We start from the raw sequence: 17,663 nt of genomic DNA on the forward strand, positions 1-17,663 counted from the left end.
TTTCTTCATGACCTCAAAACGATTAGGAACCAATGACTGACGATCCCAATCTGAATTTGATTTCTGACGGTACCAAGTCGAATCAACCACGGAAGCCCGTGCGAGACCGACGACGTCGATTCCTCCTGTCGACCGGCATTCCTTTAGCCGCGGCGCTTTTAGTATCCGGAGCTTGCGTTCTTTGGCTCGGCGCAAAAGCCACGACAATCAAGTCGGAGCTTGAGGCGTCTACGCAGTTGGTGCCCAAACTCAAAGAGAGCATGCTGCAGAACCGTTCTGCCGAGGCATCATCAATCGCCAACGAACTGCAACAACACACAGCAGCAGCCCGCGAAGCCGCGTCTGACCCGCTTTGGTCACTCGCCTCGGCAGTACCATGGCTCGGCGCAAATTTTTCTGCTACTGCTGAAGTGGCCAGATCGGCAGACGACGTCGCTACTCGGGGTGTCGCTCCTTTGGTGGGAATCTATGATTCGATCAATTGGGACAAACTGATGCCAAGCAGTAACGGCAGCGATCTGGAGCCAATTCGGAAAGCGGCTCCAGCAGTTGCTTCCGCTGCTCAGGCCGTGCGGGCTTCGGCTGAGCGTCTAAATGGAATCAACGCCGACAATTTGCTCCCGCAGATCTCAGGACCGCTTGTCCAGGCTCGGCAACAGCTAGGCTCTGTCGTCGATGAACTTGACACGGCCGCAGATGCTGCCCGGCTTGCCCCAAGCATGCTGGGGGCGGACGGTCCTAGACACTATCTACTCCTTGTCCAGAACAGCGCCGAGGCGCGCGCTACCGGCGGTATTCCAGGGGCTTTGGTTGTTCTCACTGCTGACAAGGGCAAAGTAAGTCTTTCAGCTGAAAGTAGCGCCACCGAGCTGGGGACGTTCAGCCCCCCAGTCCCAGTCGACACCGAGCAAGAGCGTATATTTAGCAATCGCCTGGGCACTTTTATGCAGGACGTCAACTTCACGCCCGATTTCCCTACCGCTGCGAGCACAGCCATAAAAATGTGGAAGCAAAAGAAGGGCGAACAGCTCGACGGTGCCGTCTCGATCGACCCGGTGGCTCTGGGCTACATATTGGACGCCACGGGCCCTGTCAGCCTTCAAGATCCAGCTGTTAGGGCCATCGCCGATGGTAAGCTCCCGAGCCAACTTACCGGGGCTAATGTGGTAAAGACCCTTCTTTCAGACGTATACGCCGGTATAAAGGAGCCGAAGGCTCAAGACGCGTATTTCGCAGTCGTAGCTAAGGAAGTCTTTGGCGCCCTCACATCCGGCAAAGGCGAAGCCAAGAAGCTTCTGGCTGGAGTTGGAAAAGGTGTTGAAGAGCGAAGAGTTCTTCTTTGGTCAGCCGACGCGACAGAGCAGTCCGTCCTTGCTAGATACACGCTTAGCGGTTCGATTTCTGGGCCCAGCGTGCCCGGAGCCCAGTTTGGCGCCTACTTTAACGATGGCACGGGTGCAAAGATGGACTTTTACATCAAGCAAAAGGTTCAACTGATCACACAGTGCCCAAGCGGCGGTTACGGGACCGTCAAGGTACGGATCACCATGACCAACACGGCGCCGCTAGATGCAGCGACAACGTTGCCGGCATACGTCACGGCAGCAGGAGCGTATGGCGTGCCAGCAGGGTCCGTTCAGACCAACGTGATCGCCTACGGTCCAGCCCAAGCCCAAGTCGAGACTGCAACGCAGAACGATAAACAGGTCCCGTTCGGAGCCCAGCGTCACGATGACCGTCCCGTCGGCACGCTTTCCGTCCGTTTGGCTCCAGGCGAAAGCAGCACGTTAGAATTCACATTCAGTAAGATCGTCCAGCAGAGCCAGCCCACAGTAGTTGTCACGCCTTCCGTCGAACCCGTTAGCGAAGTAGTACTCCCGACCCAAACGGAGAGTTGCAGTACCACCAGGTAGACAGCGTGTAAACCCTTTGTAACAGCTTTGGATTTACTTTGCGGAACCCGCTCGGGGGATGATAGCTTCTTTCTCGGGTAGGTCTCAGATTTCAGTTCACGTGTCCGTGGTGGATGAAATCACGCATCAACACAATTGGAATGCGTACTAATCTCAAGTACGTACCAGGTCTCAGGGGGACAAAATTGAAGAAATCACTTGCAGTGCTCGCGCTCGCGGGCAGTATCGCACTCGCCGCATCCGCTCCGGCCATGGCCGTTGATTACCCGGCACCGGCCCAGCAGGGCACCGTATCCAGCGCCACAGTAACCGTTGGCGGAACCGTCGTGTTCTCCGGAGCTGGCTTCACGCCCGGCGAAACCATCAACGTCACGATCACCTTTACCGCTGCTCCTCAGGGCGCGGCAGCACCCGGCACGGGCGGCGGCATCGCCTTGGCTGTACCGGGAGCCCTTTCCCTCGCACCGACAACGGTAACGGCCGTTGCTGACGGCTCGGGCGCTTTCTCCACCAACGTCACGCTATCTGCAGCCGGAACTTACCAGCTGACCGCAGTAGGCGCTACGTCCGGCCACACGGTCACCGCAACGGTGGTCGCCGCCGGCGTCAGCCCCGCAGGCCTCGCCAACACCGGGTCTGGCGCTACCAGCACCGGTACGGGTCTGGCTAACACGGGTGTCGACTCCAGCCTGGTTCTCTGGGGCTTGGTCGGCGCCGGTGCGCTGGTAGCCGGTACCGCCTCGGTAGTTGTGGTTCGTCGCCGCGCGAAGGCCGAAACCGCAGCCTAAAGTGCTACTAAAGGAGGGGTTGTTTCCGATTATCCGGAAACAACCCCTCTTTGCTTTGCGCATGCTGTAATTTATGACCATGGGGAGACACTGGCGAAAGCGGAAAAGGCTGAGCTTGAATTTTGATGCACTTTCGCTTCCACCGATTCCTTACATAAGTAAGCAGACGTGGTCAATCGCTTTGCTGATCGTCCTCGCCCTTATTTCTTTCGCTGTGGCGGCAATCGCCCTCGCGCGGGGCTGATGCCAGCCGTTCAGCGCCTAGGTCAAAGCTCGATCACATATAAATTTTTAAAAACATCTGCACTACCCTGCACACACCAGTCAAGTAAGAGAGCACTACCCGTGGATTTGCCCCGCCCCGTTCGGATCCTCACCGTTTGCACCGGCAACATCTGCCGCTCCCCCGTCGCTGAACGGCTACTTCAAGCGGGGCTCGACCAAGTCCTCGCCGGTGGGTTCGAAGTCAGAAGTGCCGGCACTCGGGCAATGGTCGGCGAGCCGATTCAACCCCTCTCGGCGGATGTTATCCAAACATATGGCGGCTCTCCGGGTCATTTTGCGGCCCGCCAGCTCACGCAGAAGATCCTGAAGGAACAGGACCTGGTGCTCACCATGGCATCCAGCCACAGAGGTGAAGTCCTCCAGCTTGACCCTTCCCTTCTCAAGCGAACCTTCACGATCCGCGAATTTGCCCGGATGGTAAGTGCCCTTGAAGAACGTGACGACGACACCTCCGGCGTCGACCACCTGACATTCTGGCGAGACCTACCGGCACGGGCGTCGTCCGTGCGACACCTTGTCCTCGCCGCACAAGCCTCAGACAATGACGTAGCGGACCCCTACAAGCAAGGCGCCGACGCATACCTCAGGATGGAGGACGAGCTTGCACCAGCCATCCTGAGGATCCTCCGCTTCGCGCGCCTCTCCATGCAACGCGCATAACAAATCCGCTACTAGGGTCCCTAGCCCAAGAATTCCTTCATCCAGGACTTCAGGTCTTCGCCAAACTCGGCCCGTTCTGAAGCGATCGTGATAACGGCCTTCAGGTAGCTGAGCTTGTCGCCGGTGTCGTACCGGCGCCCGCGGAAGACCACACCGTAAACACCGACGCCCTCGCCTTCGCCCGCCGCGAGGGTCTGGAGTGCATCGGTCAGCTGAATTTCGCCGCCGCGCCCGGGCCCCGTCTCTTCGAGGACATCGAAAACGGCAGGGTGCAGCACATATCGTCCGATAACAGCCAGGTTCGATGGTGCTTCTTCAACCGAAGGCTTCTCGACCAGGCTATTCACACGGACATAGTCCCCGCCAGGGACAACTGAAACATCAGCGCACCCGTAGGCGCTGATCTGGGACGGTTCAACCTCGATAAGAGCAATTACCGACCCGCCAGTCTTGGACTGGACGTCAATCATGATGGAGAGAAGCTCGTCATCCTCATCAATGAGATCGTCACCCAGCAGCACCGCAAAGGGCTCATTCCCTACGTGCTGCCTGGCACAAAGTACGGCATGGCCCAAACCCTTAGGTTCGCCCTGACGGACATAATGAATCGGGCCGAGACCGGACGCGTGCTGCACGGTGGCGAGACGAGTCTCGTCGCCCTTCAATTCCAAAGTGCGTTCGAGTGCAGGCGCACGATCGAAATGGTCTTCCAACGAACGCTTGTTGCGCCCGGTGATCATCAGGATGTCATCGAGACCCGCCTTAACGGCTTCCTCCACCACATACTGAATGGCCGGCTGATCAACTACCGGCAGCATTTCCTTCGGCATAGCCTTAGTGGCAGGCAAGAATCGAGTACCCAACCCGGCCGCAGGAATAACAGCTTTGCGAACTAATCCCCCCATATTCATGGGGTAATCATACGAATTGGTGTTTCTAAGCGCGAATAGACGTTTCGAACACGGGTAATCTAGCTCAAGATGACGCAAATTACCGCAGAGTAACCAGCAAAGATGCTCTAACTCCGGGCTTTCCGCACCGGATGCCCGCTGAGGATCGACAGCCGATTGAAAGCATTGATTCCGATCCCGGCCATACAAAGCACGCTGATCTGCTCCTCCGTGTAAACCTGACGCGCCCGTGCGAATAGTTCCGGGGTTGGATGCTCGACACTCATGCGTGTGATCTGTTCAGCGAGTTCGAGGGCCACCTTTTCAGCCTCATTGAAGAGTTCCACCTCTTCATACACCGGGATCAGGGACAGTCGCTGCTCCGTCTCGCCATAGCTGAGAGCGCGACGATGATGGAGGTCCAAGCAGAACGCGCAACCGTTGATCTGCGAGGCACGGTAATTCACCAACTCCAAGGTGGTCCGCGGAATCCCTGCCCTATCCGCGGCCGCATTCACCTGCTCGGCATATGCGTTGAGCGCTTGATAGGCCCCTGGCAACTGCTTATCCAAATAACTTGCAAGGCGCGGCGTGTTTTCACTCATCCAGCGAGCCTATCTGAGGAAACCGGACACCCTCGCCCCGCCCCACTCACCCCCACCCCCGCAACCGACGCCGCCCAGCCCGCGCCAGCCCGCCGTCGTCGTTATTTCACCGTATCCGCCAGCCAGGTGAGGATCGTGTCCAGGCTCTCGGGGTCCAGGTGGGTGCCGGGCTCGTTGTAGCCCGTGCCGGGTGACGCGAGGACCTCGGCCTTGCTGCGCGTATCTTCCTTGAAGACGTGGTTGGCGTTGGGCGGGAACGCGAAGGTCACGTTCGGCATCCCGGTAGCGGCTTCCTGCAGGGGGTGCCCATCGGCGTGGAAGTCGATCTGCAGGTCCTTTCCACCGATCAACACGAGGGTAGGAATCCGCACCATTCCCAACGAGTCCAGGCTGGACTCCACCCACAGCTCGCGTGCGAGCGGCAGGTTCATCGGGGCCTCGAAACTCGCGAGCACCATCTTCACGCTGTCCGGAATGCCGGGATCCGGGTTCATCGGCAGCCCCTCCGCGTATCGCGACGCTGCCTCCTCCACCTTGGCCATCATCTCGGCACCCCCAGGAACCTGGGCAGACTGAAGGGCCAGCTGGGACAGCAACACGGCCTGGATCGGCCGGCCAGGCGGCGCCGCAAGGATGATCCCGACGAACGGAAACTCCTGCTGGCTCGTGGCGTAATGCAGCACGTGAAGCGTGCCCTCGCTGTTTCCGAGCCCCACAATCCGTGCGGAATCAACGAAATCCTTGCCGGCGAGCACCCCAACGGCGGCGACCAACTCGTCCAGGTGGGACTGCATGCTCACGGATCCCAAAAGCTTCGTGACGTTTTCTATCGCCCGCGGACCCGACGCCCGTTTGTCGTAGCGGATAGACGCGAAACCGGCATCAGCGAACGCCTCCGCGAAGAGCTTGGCGCTCCCGTTCCCGCCCGGGATCAACGGCGAGCACCAATCCCTATCCGTCGGGCCACTGCCGGCAACCAGAACCACCGCCGGAAACGGACCATCGCCGTCGGGCCGGACAACCGTGCCCTCCATGGTGATGCCGTCCAACTCCCAGGACACCTCGATAGAACTCGCCATGCCCACAGTCTCACAGCGGACTACTATCGGGACAAGCGTCCTCACGCAGGCCCGCCGATACATTCCAGAAAGAAATTCTTCCCCGGGTGTCCTTTTGGGGCGGGCACATCCGTCGTAGGGGTATCGACAAGAAATAGGAGTGAACATGGAATACATGCTTTTCATCTGCACCGATCCCACCGCGCCGAAGTACGTGGCCGAGGAGGACAACATTGAGGAATGGGTAGCCGAAATGGAAGGACGCGGCGTCACCCGGCACGGGGACCGCTTGCGTCCCGTCCAAGACGCCACCACCGTAACCGTACGCGGGGGTGAAGTGCTGGTGTCCGACGGGCCGTTCGCCGAGACGAAAGAATGGATCGCAGGGTACGACGTCATCTCCTGCGCAGACCTCGACGAAGCCGTGGAAATCGCCTCCAAACACCCCATGGCCAAATTCGGCAAGATCGAAATCCGGCCCGTATGGCCACTCGGCCTGTAAGCGACAGGTGCTACGTGAAAGGATGCAGGCGTGCCCGAGCTGACGGAGGTCCAATCAGCCATCACGGCAGCCTCGGCCTCGGAGAGCGCACGGATCAACGCAACGCTGATCCGCGTAACGGGCGACTGGAGCCTGGCCGAAGACTGCGTACAAGACGCCTTCGCCCGCGCCATGGCTGACTGGCCCATCCGGGGCATCCCGAAAAACCCCGGCGCCTGGATCACCACCGTAGCCAAGAACCGCGCGATCGACCGCCTCCGCAGCGCGGCCAGCGAAAAACGGGCACTCAGTGAGCTCGCCATCCTCTCGGAACTCAAGGAACTGCCCGAAGAGCCCGACGGCGGACCAACACTCGACGACGACCGCTTACGGCTCATCTACACCTGTTGCCATCCGGCCCTCCCCATGGAAGGCCGGGTGGCGCTCACCCTACGAACAGTCGCAGGCTTGGGGACCAACGAGATCGCCCGCGCGTTCCTCGTCTCCGAATCCACCATGTCCAAGCGGCTGGTCCGTGCCCGGGCCAAGATCAAGGAAGCAGGAATCCCCTACCGGGTGCCACCGCCGGAGCTTCTCGGCGAGCGCACCGCCGGCGTCCTGGCCGTGCTGTACCTCATGTTCAACGAAGGCTACTCCGCCACCGGCGCCGACTCCTTGACCCGTGACCCGCTCGTCAAGGAAGCAATCCGGCTGGCGCGCTTGCTTGTCAGCCTGCTCCGCAGTTCCCCTCAACAACCGGAGGCACTCGGGCTGCTGGCGCTCATGCTGTTCCACCACGCACGCCGGCGCTCGCGACTCGACGACTACGGAGACATCGTCACGCTCGAGGACCAGGACCGCACCCTCTGGGACACGGCCTCGGTCACCGAAGCGAGCGGTTTGCTCACGACGGCGGAGCGAACCGCCGTCGAGCACGGCACCCCGCCGGGGAGCTACCGTATCCAGGCCGCTATCGCGGCCTGCCACATGGCGGCGCCCGAATTCGACCGCACCGATTTTGGCCGCGTTGCGTCGCTCTACGAGGCGCTTTCCCGCGTTGCGCCCTCGCCCGTCGTCGAACTTAACCGGGCTGTCGCCGTCGCGATGTCCCAAGGGCCCGAAGCGGGACTTGGCCTCATCGAGGAACTGGACCACAAGCGGTCACTCGACGGGTACTACCTGCTGCCGGCCGCCAAAGCCGACCTCCTCCGACGCCTCGGACGGACCACCGAGGCCAACCTCGAATACCAACGCGCCCAGGCACTCGCACCGAGCGACACCGAACGCCGCTACCTCAGCAAGCGGCTGGCAGAGACCACCCTCAAGGAGCAGAAATGAAGCACCTCCTCTTGATCCCCAACAACTTCGACACCTGGAACGCGCTCCCGCAGGACGAGGTGGACGCGATCATGCAAGCCCACGCCACGCTGCAGGCCGAGCTCCGCGCCAACGGAGAATTTGTCGAGGCGCACGAATTGGGCGAAGAAGCCACCTACGTCACAACGAACGGCGGCGAGCGCACCGTCACCGACGGGCCGTTCATGGAGACGAAGGAAATCGCGGCCGGGTTCTACATTGTTGACTGCGCCGATACCGCCCGGGCCGTGGAGATCGCGGGCAAGCTGGGCGAAGCGCGGTTGTGGCCGATCGAGGTCCGCCGCATGGACCCATAGCTATTCCCTCCCCGCCCACGGGGCTTTCTTGATCCATGCGGCGGGGGCGCGAGAGGATCGGGGAATGTCCCGCGACCGTTTCATGCGTATCCACAGTCCCGAGTTCACTGCCATGAGCGAGCGGGTCCTGCAAGTCACCCAACTGACCTCACGGCTCAACGTCTTGCCGTTCGACGACGAAGCGGGAAAAGCGGAGCTGTTCGAGCAAATCCTCGGGCGGCCGCTTCCTCCGCGCGTCACGATCTATCCGCCCTTCTACACGGACCACGGCCTTCGCCTCGACCTCGCCGAGCGCGTGTTCATCAACCAGGGCTGCACTTTCCTGGACTATGCGGGGATCCGGATCGGCGAGCGGACCATGATCGGCCCGAAGGTCACCTTCATCACCAACGGCCACCCGGTAGACCCGAAAGAACGGCGGCTTTGGCTGACGGGCGCGCCCATCGACGTTGCGGAGAATGTGTGGATCGGTGCCGGGGCCACGATTCTGCCGGGCGTGAGCATCGGCCGCGACGCCGTGATCGCCGCCGGTTCGGTGGTCGCCGACGACGTTCCGGCCGCCACCCTGGTGACCGGCACCAAAGCCAGCGTCCGCCGGCAATGGTGACAATTCCCTAGCTGTGGGCGCGGCCCGCTGAGCTCCAGCCCCGTTGGTGGAGCCGTTCGACGCCGTCGAGAAGGACGTCCAAGGCGAATTCGAACTCGAATTGGTCGTCGCATCCTCCACCGAGGGCGGTGCCGTCATCATGTGAGCCGATGGTCGCGATCGTGACGATGTGCGGATACCGCTGCGCGACCTCGCGGAACATCATGGCCTGCATTTCGGGATCGGCGGGCGGTGCCGGCGTCGGGAAAACCTCCTGGGTGAATCCCCACATCCTGCTGCCGAGTGCATGCATTGCATGGTGCGTGAGGTCCGCGGAAAGCCCGCCAGCCAGGAACATTCCGATCAACGAATTCATGTAGTCCAGCACGATCGGCGGAGCCTGCGTGCGCGACTCGATCACCTGCGGCGCCCAAGGATGCCGCAGCAGCGCACGACGAGCCGAAAGAACCCTCTCCCGCACACCGCACTTCCAGTCAGGCCCGGTGGCCGGTGGATCAATCTCGGCCACCACCACGCTGACCATACCGTCAAGGAGTTCCTCCTTGTTGGCCACGTGCTTGTACAGAGCCATGGGAGCCACACCCAGTTCCTGCGCCAGGTTGCGCATGCTCAGTGAGTCGATTCCCGCCTCGTCAGCCAGTACGACGGCGGCACGCAGCACGCGCTCGCGGCTCAGCGGGGCGCGGCGCAGGACAGCCGTCCCTCCGGCGCCGTTGCCGGTCTGGTTGTGACTCCTTGACATGGTGTACAGCGTACACCTACTATCTCAAATATCGAAGGTGTACGCCGTACACCTCACCCCCTCGGAGGCTCCAATGACAGCAGCAGCGAATCCCGCCCGCATGGATCGAAACCGGAAAACAGCACTCCTTGCCGGCGCGCTTTACCTGGCAACTTTTGTCTCCATCCCCACCCTTACGCTCTACGCGCCGGTCCACGAGCGCGGCTACGTCACGGGCTCCGGCCCGGACACAGGCGTCATGGTGGGCGGCGTCCTGGAGATGGTTGTCGCCTTCGCCTGCATCGGAACGGCCGTAGTGCTCTATCCGGTGGTCAAGAGGCAAAACCAGTCGCTCGCGATGGGGTTCGTAGCGGCACGTACCTTGGAAGCCTCAACGATCGTCGCCGGCGTCGCCTGCTTGCTGGCCGTCGTCAGCCTGCGGGAGGCCGGAGCCGGAGCGGACGCAGTTGTCAGCGGCCAAGCCTTGGTGGCGCTGTACGACCGCTTCTTCCTCCTGGGCCAAAGCCTCATCCCGGCCATGAACGCGTTGTTGCTGGGCTCTTTGCTCTACAAGTCCCGCTTGGTTCCGCGGGTCCTTCCCGTGCTGGGCTTCATCGGCGCCCCGCTGCTGCTCGCCTCCAACGGGGCAACCATGTTCGGCCTGATCGATCGCATCTCGCCGGTTTCAGGCATCGCCACTCTGCCGATCGCGGTGTGGGAACTCTCCCTGGGCGTATGGCTCGTGGTCAAGGGATTCAAGCCCTCCCCCATCATCAGCAACGCCCAAGCTCCAGTCGTTGCGTGACGGCTCAGCCCTTCTCCTGCTGGCCTTGTCCCGCTGAACCTGGCCATCGTTGACACCCTCCAGCGGCCATCGTTGACACCCTCCAGCGCCGCGAGGAGACTTTCGATTGGGGGTGCCTCGCTTCGAAAGGAGCCCGAAATGCCGTGGCATTTAGAGGGTACTTATTTTGAGAATTGCAATTGCGATATGGTCTGTCCGTGCTCGACTTCCGGGCTGACCGCACCGGCGGATAACGACCGCTGCAACGTGGCGCTGGCCTTCCACGTGGAATCGGGTGATGTGAACGGAGTGGACGTCGGTGGCCTGACGGTCTGCATCGTTGCCGACACTCCCGCACTGATGAGCGACGGGGGTTGGAAGGTCGGAGTTTTGGTAGATTCCGCCGCTTCGAGCGAACAGGCCGAAGCCCTCGGAGCAGTCTTCGGCGGCCAGCTCGGCGGACCCATGGAGGGCTTGACCCCGTTGATCGGGGAGATGGCAGGGATGGAGTCCCTCGAAATGGCCTACGCCGACGATGGGCGTGTGCACCGCGTCAGCATCGGAAGTGCCGTAGACATGGCAGTCGAAGACTTCGTGTCCCCGCTGGATTCCACGGGGCAAGGAGTGAAAATCAGCGGCGTCGGATTCCCAGCCGACACCCTGGCAGCGGGAACCTCCAGCACCGCCCGGGTGGACGTCTTCGGAATGACGTGGGATAACTCCGGGAAGAACTCGTTCTCCGCCCCGTTTGCCTGGTCCGCCTAGCGGCCGAACATAGCCGCCGAACCGCAAGGGTGCACGCCACGGTAGGATCCCTCATCTGCTTTGGGTCCTACCGTGGCCCCCTGCATCTACCCCTTGAAGACCGGGGCGCGTTTCTCCTGGAAGGCCCTGAAACCTTCGGCATAGTCCTCGGTCTTGCACAGCCGGGCCTGCTCGCTGTTTTCCTCTGACATGGAAGCCCACAGGCCAAGGCGCTTGTCGCGGATATCGGCCACCAGCTGCTTGCTGGCCAGGAACGCGCCGGTAGCACCCTCGGCCACCCGCTCCACCACAGCCCGCGTTCCGGGCAACAGATCCTCGTCAACCATCACGCGGCTGAACATGCCCAGCGCAACGGCCTCTGTCCCGCTGATCAGGTCCGCGGTGTAGATGAGGTCCAAGGTGCGGTGCATGCCAAGACGCTCAGTGAAGTACCAGTGCCCGCCCGAATCCAAGGTGGCGCCCAGCTTCGCGAACGGCGAGCCGAACTTCGCCGACTCCGCCACGTACACCACGTCCGTGGCCAGCAGAAGCCCGAGTCCGACGCCCAGGCACGCACCATGCGCCGCCGCGAACGTCGGAGCCGGGAAGGCAGCCATCTTCTTCAACAACGGCTCCACCAAGCCATTGAGGTAAGCCTTCGCGTCGTCACTTTCCGGATCGACGCCCGCGATGTCCCGGCCGGCGCAAAAGGCGCGGCCCTCTCCGCGAAGCAGCAGCGCCCGGACCAGACCGCTCGAGGCGGCGGCAGCAGCGTCGTCGTACGCTTTGTCCAGTTCCTTGAGCCCCGCCTCGTCAAGCGAGTTCAGCTTTTCCGGGGCATTGAGGACAATTTCGGCGATGCCGTTGGCGATGGAGAGCTCGATCATTCGTTTCTTCCTTAGACGTCGAAATCGACCGTGACGGATTCACTGGTGGGGTGTGCCTGGCACGTCAGGACGTATCCCTTGTCCAGCTCATCCTGCTCCAGCGCGTAATTCTCGTCCATGCTGACCGTGCCCGTAATGAGCTTCGCGCGGCACGTTCCGCAGACGCCCCCGGCACACGCGAACGGCACATCCGGACGCACACGCAAAGCAGCGTTGAGGATGGATTCCCGGGCGTGCGTGGGGCTCGCGACATCGCCCGTCAGGCCATCGAGCTTGAAGGTGATCTTGAACGTCTCCTGCGACTCGTCCTCCACAACGGGTCGGCCGGCGTTGCCCTCGGGACGATCCGGCCGACCCGTGGTGAACAGCTCGAACCGCACCCGGTCAGGCTCAACGCCGCGTGCCGCGAGGGTATCCCGGCACAATTGCACCAGCTCGAACGGGCCACACAGGAACCACTCGTCCACATCCTCCGCATGGATGGCCGTGCCCAGCAATTGCTGGAGCTTCTCGGCGTCGATACGGCCGGTCATGAGCGGTGCGATGCGCTGCTCACGGGACAAAACATGGTGCAACGCCAGGCGCGACGGGTACTTGTCCTTCAAGTCCGCCAATTCCTCCAGGAACATGACGTCCATTGCGGCTTTGTTCGCGTAAATCAGGTCGAATCGGGTCTCCGGGTTCGCCGCCAACAGCGTGCGGGCGATCGCGATCACGGGTGTGATGCCGGAACCGGCCGCTATCGCGACGAACGAACCGGCGTCGCCGAATTCGCCGGCCATGTCCTGCGGATTGTTCATGGAATTCATGACGTTCCGCTCAACGGCTTTGCCGTCCTTGCCATGCTTGGAGACGAACGCACCCATGGGACTCATGACGTCGAGCGCGTCGCCAGCCTTGAGCTCCGCGTTCGCCCACGTGGAGAACACGCCGCCCAGGTCCTTCTTGACGGCCACGCGGATCTCGCTGCTGCCATCCGCGAAACTCTTCGGTTCGGCGCAAATCGAATAACTGCGCCGGACTTCCTTCGGCTCGCCCTTCTCATCCGGGAGCGTGGTCCGGAGCGCAACATACTGACCCGGAAGGTAGTCATACTGGCCGGCAAGCTCTGCGGGAACACCGAACGTGACTTCGATGGCGTCTTCGGTGAGCCGCCGGACTTCCGAGACGATCAGCGAATGAAAAGACGCACGACGGCGGCCTGTGGCCTCAGCCTCTTCGGCGGCGGTTTGGCGGACAACGGGCATGTCAGATTCCTTACAGGACTTTGAAGTAGTCGAACGGTTCCTGGCAGTCCTGGCAAACGTAAAGCGCCTTGCAGGACGTGGAACCGAAACGGGTGAGTTCCTTGGTGTTCAGCGACGAACACCGCGGGCATTTCACGGCGAGCTTGAGCCGGATAGGACCGGAATGGCCACCGGCCGCCGCCTTGCCGGAGGGCGGGGCGATGCCATACTCCTGCAGCTTGGCCTTGCCCGAATCCGTCATCCAGTCCGTGGTCCACGCCGGGGCCAGGACCAGTTCCACGTGGACGCTCGGGTAGCCCTCTTTGCGGAAGACCGCTTTGAGGTCGTCACGAATGGCGTCCATCGCCGGGCAGCCCGAGTAGGTCGGCGTGATGGTGACCTGGACCGCAGGGACCAGTCCGCCGTCGTCGAACAGCTTCACGCTGCGAAGGATCCCCAAATCCTCAATGGTGAGCACCGGGATTTCCGGATCGCAGACCGTGGCGGCAATGGCCCACGCCTTCTGCTCGGCCGTCTTTTGCGTCTTGGCGCTCGACTCCTGCACGAACACGACGGTCACCAGCTTGCCCCGGGATGCTCGCGGGCGAGCACCTGCATCTCGGCGAGCAAGTAACCCAAGTGCTCGGAATGCTTGCCCCGCCGGCCACCGCCCAACGACTGCGGAATGCCAGCAAGGTTGAGTTCCTGCTCGAGCCCGGCTTCGGTGAGAATCTCACCGGTGAGCTGATCGAACTCGGCGCGGAGGCTCGAGGGCAGGACTCCCGTGTTGGATTCCGCGAGGCGTTGCGTGAGTGAATCGTCCTCGAAGAGTTCGTCCACGTACGGCCACACGAGCTTGAAGGCCCGGACCATACGACGGCGGGACTCTTCCGTTCCACCCGCGAGCCGCAACACCCACTGGGCACTGTGATCGCGGTGGTAGTCCACCTCTTTGAGCGCCTTCGCAGCGATGGCCGCCAAGGTTTCGTCTGCCGAGCCGGACAGCCGCTTATACAGTTCGAACTGGTAGTGGCTCACGATGAACTGCCGGGCGATGGTCACCGCGAAGTCCCCATTGGGCTGCTCGAACAAATGGGCCGAACGGAATTCGTGCTCCCTGCGGAAGTACGCGAGATCGTCTTCGGACTTACCCCAAGCCGCACCCGCGTAGGTGAGGAACGAACGGGCATGTCCCAACTGGTCGAGGGCGATATTGCCCAGGGCAACGTCTTCCTCGAGCTCGGGAGCGCGGGAAATCCAATGTCCCAGGCGCTGGGCGAGGATCAGGGCGTCGTCGCCCAGGCGGAGTGCATACTCCGCGGTGTCCTCGCTTGGCTTTACCTGTCCCCTGCGGATTTCGAGGGCAATGTCCTCCGGACGAAGGGCATTCCCCGGCGTGATGCGGGTAGCGCTCGCTGAACCGTCGCCTGAAGCACCGGCTCCGCTCACGCCGACGGAGATATCCCCGTGGCCTTCGATGGCGAAGTCTGTTGTGTTTTCGACTGCGTTTTCCGGGGCCGTCACAGGTGCTTCACGCCTTCGCTCTTGGTGTAGTACGTCGCGTGGCGGTAATCCTTGCCCTGCGGAGACTCGAAGAACGAACCCTTGGAATCGGGGTCGCTCGAGGAAATGGCGTCGGCCGGAACCACCCAGATGGACACGCCTTCATTGCGCCGCGTGTACAGGTCGCGGGCATTGCGCAGCGCCATCGCCGCGTCAGGCGCGTGCAAGGATCCGGCGTGGACATGCGAAAGACCACGGCTCGAGCGGACGAAAACTTCCCACAAGGGCCAGGCGTTGGTTTGGTCGCTCATGCTGCGTATTCCTTCTCTGCTTGCTTGCGCGCGTATTCGGCCGCTGCCTCGCGGACCCACGCGCCGTCGTCGTGCGCTTCACGGCGGCGCTCAAGCCGCTGCGCGTTGCACGGACCGCGGCCGGCGAGAACGTCTTTGAACTCGTTCCAGTCCAGCGGGCCATGCTCCCACTTCTTGGTTTCCTCGTTGAAGCGGACCTGGTCATCCGGGAGCGTGAGGCCCAGGACCTTGACCTGCTCCACCATCATGCCGACGAAGCGGCTGCGCAGTTCGTCGTTGCTGAAGCGCTTGATGTTCCAGGCCATGGACTGCTTGGAGTTGGGCGAATCGTCGTCCGGCGGACCGAACATCATCAGCGCCGGCGCGTACCAGCGGTTGACGGCGTCCTGCGCCATCTGCTTCTGGGCTTCCGTGCCGTTGGACAATTCGAGGAGGATTTCGAAACCCTGCCGCTGGTGGAACGACTCTTCCTTGCAGATGCGCACCATCGCGCGTCCGTAGGGGCCGTAGCTCGCGCGGCACAGGGGAACCTGGTTACAAATGGCGGCACCGTCCACCAGCCAGCCGATCGCGCCCATGTCCGCCCAGGAAACCGCGGGGTAGTTGAAGATGGACGAGTACCGGGCCTTGCCGGCGATCAGGTCATCCATCATTTTGTCGCGGGACTGGCCAAGCGTTTCCGCCGCCGAGTACAGGTACAGGCCGTGGCCTGCCTCGTCCTGAACCTTGGCCATGAGGATGGCCTTGCGCTTGAGGCTCGGAGCCCGGGTGATCCAGTTTGCTTCGGGCTGCATGCCGATGATCTCCGAGTGCGCATGCTGCGAAATCTGGCGAAGCAAAGTCTTGCGGTAAGCCTCCGGCATCCAGTCGCGGGGTTCGATCCGCGAGTCCTCGGAGATGATGCGGTCAAAGTACGCCTGACCTGCTTGCTCCCGCTCCCGCTCTTCGGGGGACAGCTCAGGGGGCACAGACTGCAGATTCTGCGATGCCATGATTGCTCCTAAATATTTACCGACCGTTCGTTCAGAATATGCGGAAGGCGCGAGATGCGTCAAGCGTTCGGACGGGTCACCAAAAGGAGCACGACGGCGGGCGGGCGGGCTTCCGTAAGCCACCCACCCGTCATCGGGGCGTTGCCCCCTCAGGGTGAGTACCGGCGTCGGGGGCTCACCCACATGGGTGAGTACCGGCGTCGGCAGCTCACCCACATGGGTGAGTACCGGCGTCGGCGGCTCAAGCCTGGGGCGGATACGGCTGTTGTGGGTACGGCGGATATGCCTGCATGGGCCGGTCGAAGCGCTGGCCCCTCGGATTGGGCGGCAGGATCATGAGGATGAGCAGCGCAATCCAACCGAGCACGGGAACAACAATGAGGAGCAAGAACCAGGCTCCAAGATTGACGTCGTGCAGGCGCCGCGCCCCCACGGCGAGCGAGGGCACCACGGTGGCCAGGAACCAGACGCCGCCCAAGGCGGTTGAAGCACCGGTATTGCCGCTTCCGTTTGACCCGATCGCGTTGATGAGGCCGGAGATAATGGCCGACGCGAGGGCCCACCACCAATATTCGCTGCGGCTGGCCCGCCCATGGAAGACGGCATACTTCTTCCAGAAACGTTTGAATGCCTCCACCGGCGGAGCCCCGTAGTACGGCAAGTCGAGGGGTACGCCAGCTGGAGGAAGATTCTGAGGCTGATAATTGGTCATCGTTCAAGCCCTTCCACGCAGAGGATTCGACACCCGTATGGTAGGCGCGTTCAGGCCACGGGAACAGGGCATTTTGCTTGCCTCGGCTGCTGCACCAGGCCCCGCCTCAACCGCGGAGCGCGCGGATGAACTCCTCCACGGCTTTGGGCCCTTCATTGCTGTCGGCGAGGCGGATCAATTGGTTCGCGAGCACCGCGACCTTGACGTTCGCGCGACTGCTGGCACTGACGAGCAACTGGAAGGCTTCGTCCGAATTGATCATCAACCAGCCCATGAGGATGCCTCGCGCCTGGTTGATCGCGCCGCGGGTGGCATGGGCACCTGCGACCGCATCCCGCGCGGCTTGCGAGGTTTCGCGATGGATTGTGGACGTCAGGTCCATCGTTGTGCCGTCCAGGCGCGAGACGATTCCCTCATCGTTGAGGCGTCCCACGCCGGCCGTCATGACGCGGCGAATGTGTTGCCGAGCATCGACGATTCGATGGTAGATACAGAAATGGCCACCGTCCCGGAACACTTCCTCGAGAATCGCCCGGATCCGCGGCCGATCCTCCGGATGCTTGTGGGACATCAGCAGCTCGAACGAAGGTACCACTTCCCCACGTTCGTAGCCGTGTAGATTGAAAAGGCCGTCGGACCACTCGGCTTTCCCGGTGAGCGGATCGAAGTGGAAACTGCCCGCCATGAGTCCAACGGCGCCCAACGCACTGGAATACGCATGGGGGCCGTCTAGAATGGCCATGACTACCTCCTTCTGGGGATGAGGTTCCGGCGATTGATTCGCGTCGGCAACCGAATTACTAAGTAAGCTTACTAATTTCCG

At 62.0% G+C, this 17,663-nt stretch carries 21 protein-coding genes; 9 read left to right on the forward strand and 12 right to left on the reverse strand.

Annotated elements, in window-relative coordinates:
• Positions 1–32: 32 nt before the first annotated feature.
• The 3 genes from ABCW42_RS16660 to ABCW42_RS16670 all read left to right on the forward strand — a co-directional run bounded on the left by ABCW42_RS16660 (position 33) and on the right by ABCW42_RS16670 (position 3,646).
• Entirely contained in the window at positions 33–1,913 is a 1,881-nt protein-coding gene (locus ABCW42_RS16660; protein ID WP_423182233.1) for a DUF4012 domain-containing protein, read from the forward strand.
• A 185-nt stretch (positions 1,914–2,098) separates the two neighbouring features.
• Positions 2,099–2,701 carry an LPXTG cell wall anchor domain-containing protein gene (locus ABCW42_RS16665; RefSeq protein WP_423182234.1) on the forward strand — a complete coding sequence of 201 codons (603 nt, stop codon included), beginning with the start codon at positions 2,099–2,101 and terminating at the stop codon, positions 2,699–2,701.
• Positions 2,702–3,046: 345 nt separating this feature from the next.
• Entirely contained in the window at positions 3,047–3,646 is a 600-nt protein-coding gene (locus tag ABCW42_RS16670; protein ID WP_423182235.1) for a low molecular weight phosphatase family protein, read from the forward strand.
• A 20-nt stretch (positions 3,647–3,666) separates the two neighbouring features.
• Here the strand turns inward: ABCW42_RS16670 and galU are convergent, their stop codons facing one another.
• The 3 genes from galU to ABCW42_RS16685 all read right to left on the reverse strand — a co-directional run bounded on the left by galU (position 3,667) and on the right by ABCW42_RS16685 (position 6,220).
• Positions 3,667–4,557, reverse strand: a complete 891-nt coding sequence (gene galU / locus ABCW42_RS16675) for a UTP--glucose-1-phosphate uridylyltransferase GalU (RefSeq protein ID WP_423182236.1) — start codon at positions 4,555–4,557, stop codon at positions 3,667–3,669.
• Positions 4,558–4,664: 107 nt separating this feature from the next.
• Positions 4,665–5,141: a carboxymuconolactone decarboxylase family protein gene (locus ABCW42_RS16680; RefSeq protein WP_423182237.1), complete on the reverse strand. Its 477-nt coding sequence runs from the start codon at positions 5,139–5,141 to the stop codon at positions 4,665–4,667.
• Between the two features lie 101 nt (positions 5,142–5,242).
• Complete coding sequence (locus ABCW42_RS16685) at positions 5,243–6,220, reverse strand: alpha/beta hydrolase family protein (RefSeq protein WP_423182238.1); 978 nt, start codon at positions 6,218–6,220, stop codon at positions 5,243–5,245.
• A 145-nt stretch (positions 6,221–6,365) separates the two neighbouring features.
• Here ABCW42_RS16685 and ABCW42_RS16690 point away from each other — a divergent pair, with 145 nt between their 5' ends.
• The 4 genes from ABCW42_RS16690 (at position 6,366) to ABCW42_RS16705 (ending at position 8,960) form a co-directional block, all read left to right on the forward strand.
• The gene (locus ABCW42_RS16690) at positions 6,366–6,701 is read left to right on the forward strand and encodes a YciI family protein (protein WP_423182239.1); all 336 of its coding nucleotides are present in this window, start codon (positions 6,366–6,368) and stop codon (positions 6,699–6,701) included.
• A 30-nt stretch (positions 6,702–6,731) separates the two neighbouring features.
• On the forward strand, positions 6,732–8,018 hold the full coding sequence (locus tag ABCW42_RS16695) for an RNA polymerase sigma factor (protein ID WP_423182240.1): 1,287 nt from the start codon (positions 6,732–6,734) through the stop codon (positions 8,016–8,018).
• On the forward strand, positions 8,015–8,353 hold the full coding sequence (locus tag ABCW42_RS16700) for a YciI family protein (protein WP_423182241.1): 339 nt from the start codon (positions 8,015–8,017) through the stop codon (positions 8,351–8,353). Before ABCW42_RS16695 ends, ABCW42_RS16700 begins: the two co-directional genes overlap by 4 nt.
• Before the next feature lie 64 nt (positions 8,354–8,417).
• The gene (locus tag ABCW42_RS16705; protein ID WP_423182242.1) at positions 8,418–8,960 is read left to right on the forward strand and encodes a sugar O-acetyltransferase; all 543 of its coding nucleotides are present in this window, start codon (positions 8,418–8,420) and stop codon (positions 8,958–8,960) included.
• A gap of 7 nt (positions 8,961–8,967) precedes the next feature.
• Here ABCW42_RS16705 and ABCW42_RS16710 read toward each other — a convergent pair whose 3' ends face one another.
• Positions 8,968–9,702: a TetR/AcrR family transcriptional regulator gene (locus ABCW42_RS16710; RefSeq protein ID WP_423182243.1), complete on the reverse strand. Its 735-nt coding sequence runs from the start codon at positions 9,700–9,702 to the stop codon at positions 8,968–8,970.
• A 73-nt stretch (positions 9,703–9,775) separates the two neighbouring features.
• Between ABCW42_RS16710 and ABCW42_RS16715 the strand changes: the two genes are divergently transcribed.
• The gene (locus ABCW42_RS16715; protein WP_423182244.1) at positions 9,776–10,486 is read left to right on the forward strand and encodes a DUF4386 domain-containing protein; all 711 of its coding nucleotides are present in this window, start codon (positions 9,776–9,778) and stop codon (positions 10,484–10,486) included.
• Between the two features lie 186 nt (positions 10,487–10,672).
• A complete protein-coding gene (locus ABCW42_RS16720) occupies positions 10,673–11,230 on the forward strand; it encodes a DUF1326 domain-containing protein (protein WP_423182245.1) in 558 nt (185 codons plus the stop codon).
• An 86-nt stretch (positions 11,231–11,316) separates the two neighbouring features.
• Here ABCW42_RS16720 and ABCW42_RS16725 read toward each other — a convergent pair whose 3' ends face one another.
• The 8 genes from ABCW42_RS16725 to ABCW42_RS16760 form a co-directional block, all read right to left on the reverse strand.
• On the reverse strand, positions 11,317–12,096 hold the full coding sequence (locus ABCW42_RS16725) for an enoyl-CoA hydratase/isomerase family protein (RefSeq protein ID WP_423182246.1): 780 nt from the start codon (positions 12,094–12,096) through the stop codon (positions 11,317–11,319).
• An 11-nt stretch (positions 12,097–12,107) separates the two neighbouring features.
• Positions 12,108–13,343 (reverse strand): 1,2-phenylacetyl-CoA epoxidase subunit PaaE, encoded by a 1,236-nt coding sequence (paaE, locus tag ABCW42_RS16730; RefSeq protein WP_423182247.1) that lies wholly within the window; start codon positions 13,341–13,343, stop codon positions 12,108–12,110.
• A gap of 10 nt (positions 13,344–13,353) precedes the next feature.
• Positions 13,354–13,902, reverse strand: a complete 549-nt coding sequence (gene paaD / locus ABCW42_RS16735) for a 1,2-phenylacetyl-CoA epoxidase subunit PaaD (RefSeq protein ID WP_423182248.1) — start codon at positions 13,900–13,902, stop codon at positions 13,354–13,356.
• A complete protein-coding gene (paaC, locus tag ABCW42_RS16740) occupies positions 13,899–14,846 on the reverse strand; it encodes a 1,2-phenylacetyl-CoA epoxidase subunit PaaC (protein ID WP_423182249.1) in 948 nt (315 codons plus the stop codon). Before paaC ends, paaD begins: the two co-directional genes overlap by 4 nt.
• Entirely contained in the window at positions 14,843–15,136 is a 294-nt protein-coding gene (gene paaB / locus ABCW42_RS16745) for a 1,2-phenylacetyl-CoA epoxidase subunit PaaB (RefSeq protein WP_423182250.1), read from the reverse strand. The genes paaC and paaB overlap by 4 nt, the downstream gene beginning before the upstream one ends.
• Complete coding sequence (gene paaA, locus ABCW42_RS16750) at positions 15,133–16,128, reverse strand: 1,2-phenylacetyl-CoA epoxidase subunit PaaA (protein WP_423182251.1); 996 nt, start codon at positions 16,126–16,128, stop codon at positions 15,133–15,135. The genes paaB and paaA overlap by 4 nt, the downstream gene beginning before the upstream one ends.
• Positions 16,129–16,369: 241 nt before the next feature.
• Positions 16,370–16,840, reverse strand: coding sequence for a DUF805 domain-containing protein (locus ABCW42_RS16755; protein WP_423182252.1), 471 nt, complete (start codon positions 16,838–16,840; stop codon positions 16,370–16,372).
• Between the two features lie 106 nt (positions 16,841–16,946).
• Entirely contained in the window at positions 16,947–17,582 is a 636-nt protein-coding gene (locus ABCW42_RS16760) for a PAS and ANTAR domain-containing protein (protein WP_423182253.1), read from the reverse strand.
• Positions 17,583–17,663: the final 81 nt, after the last annotated feature.

The organism is Arthrobacter sp. NyZ413 (assembly GCF_049390645.1).
GTDB lineage: Bacteria > Actinomycetota > Actinomycetes > Actinomycetales > Micrococcaceae > Arthrobacter.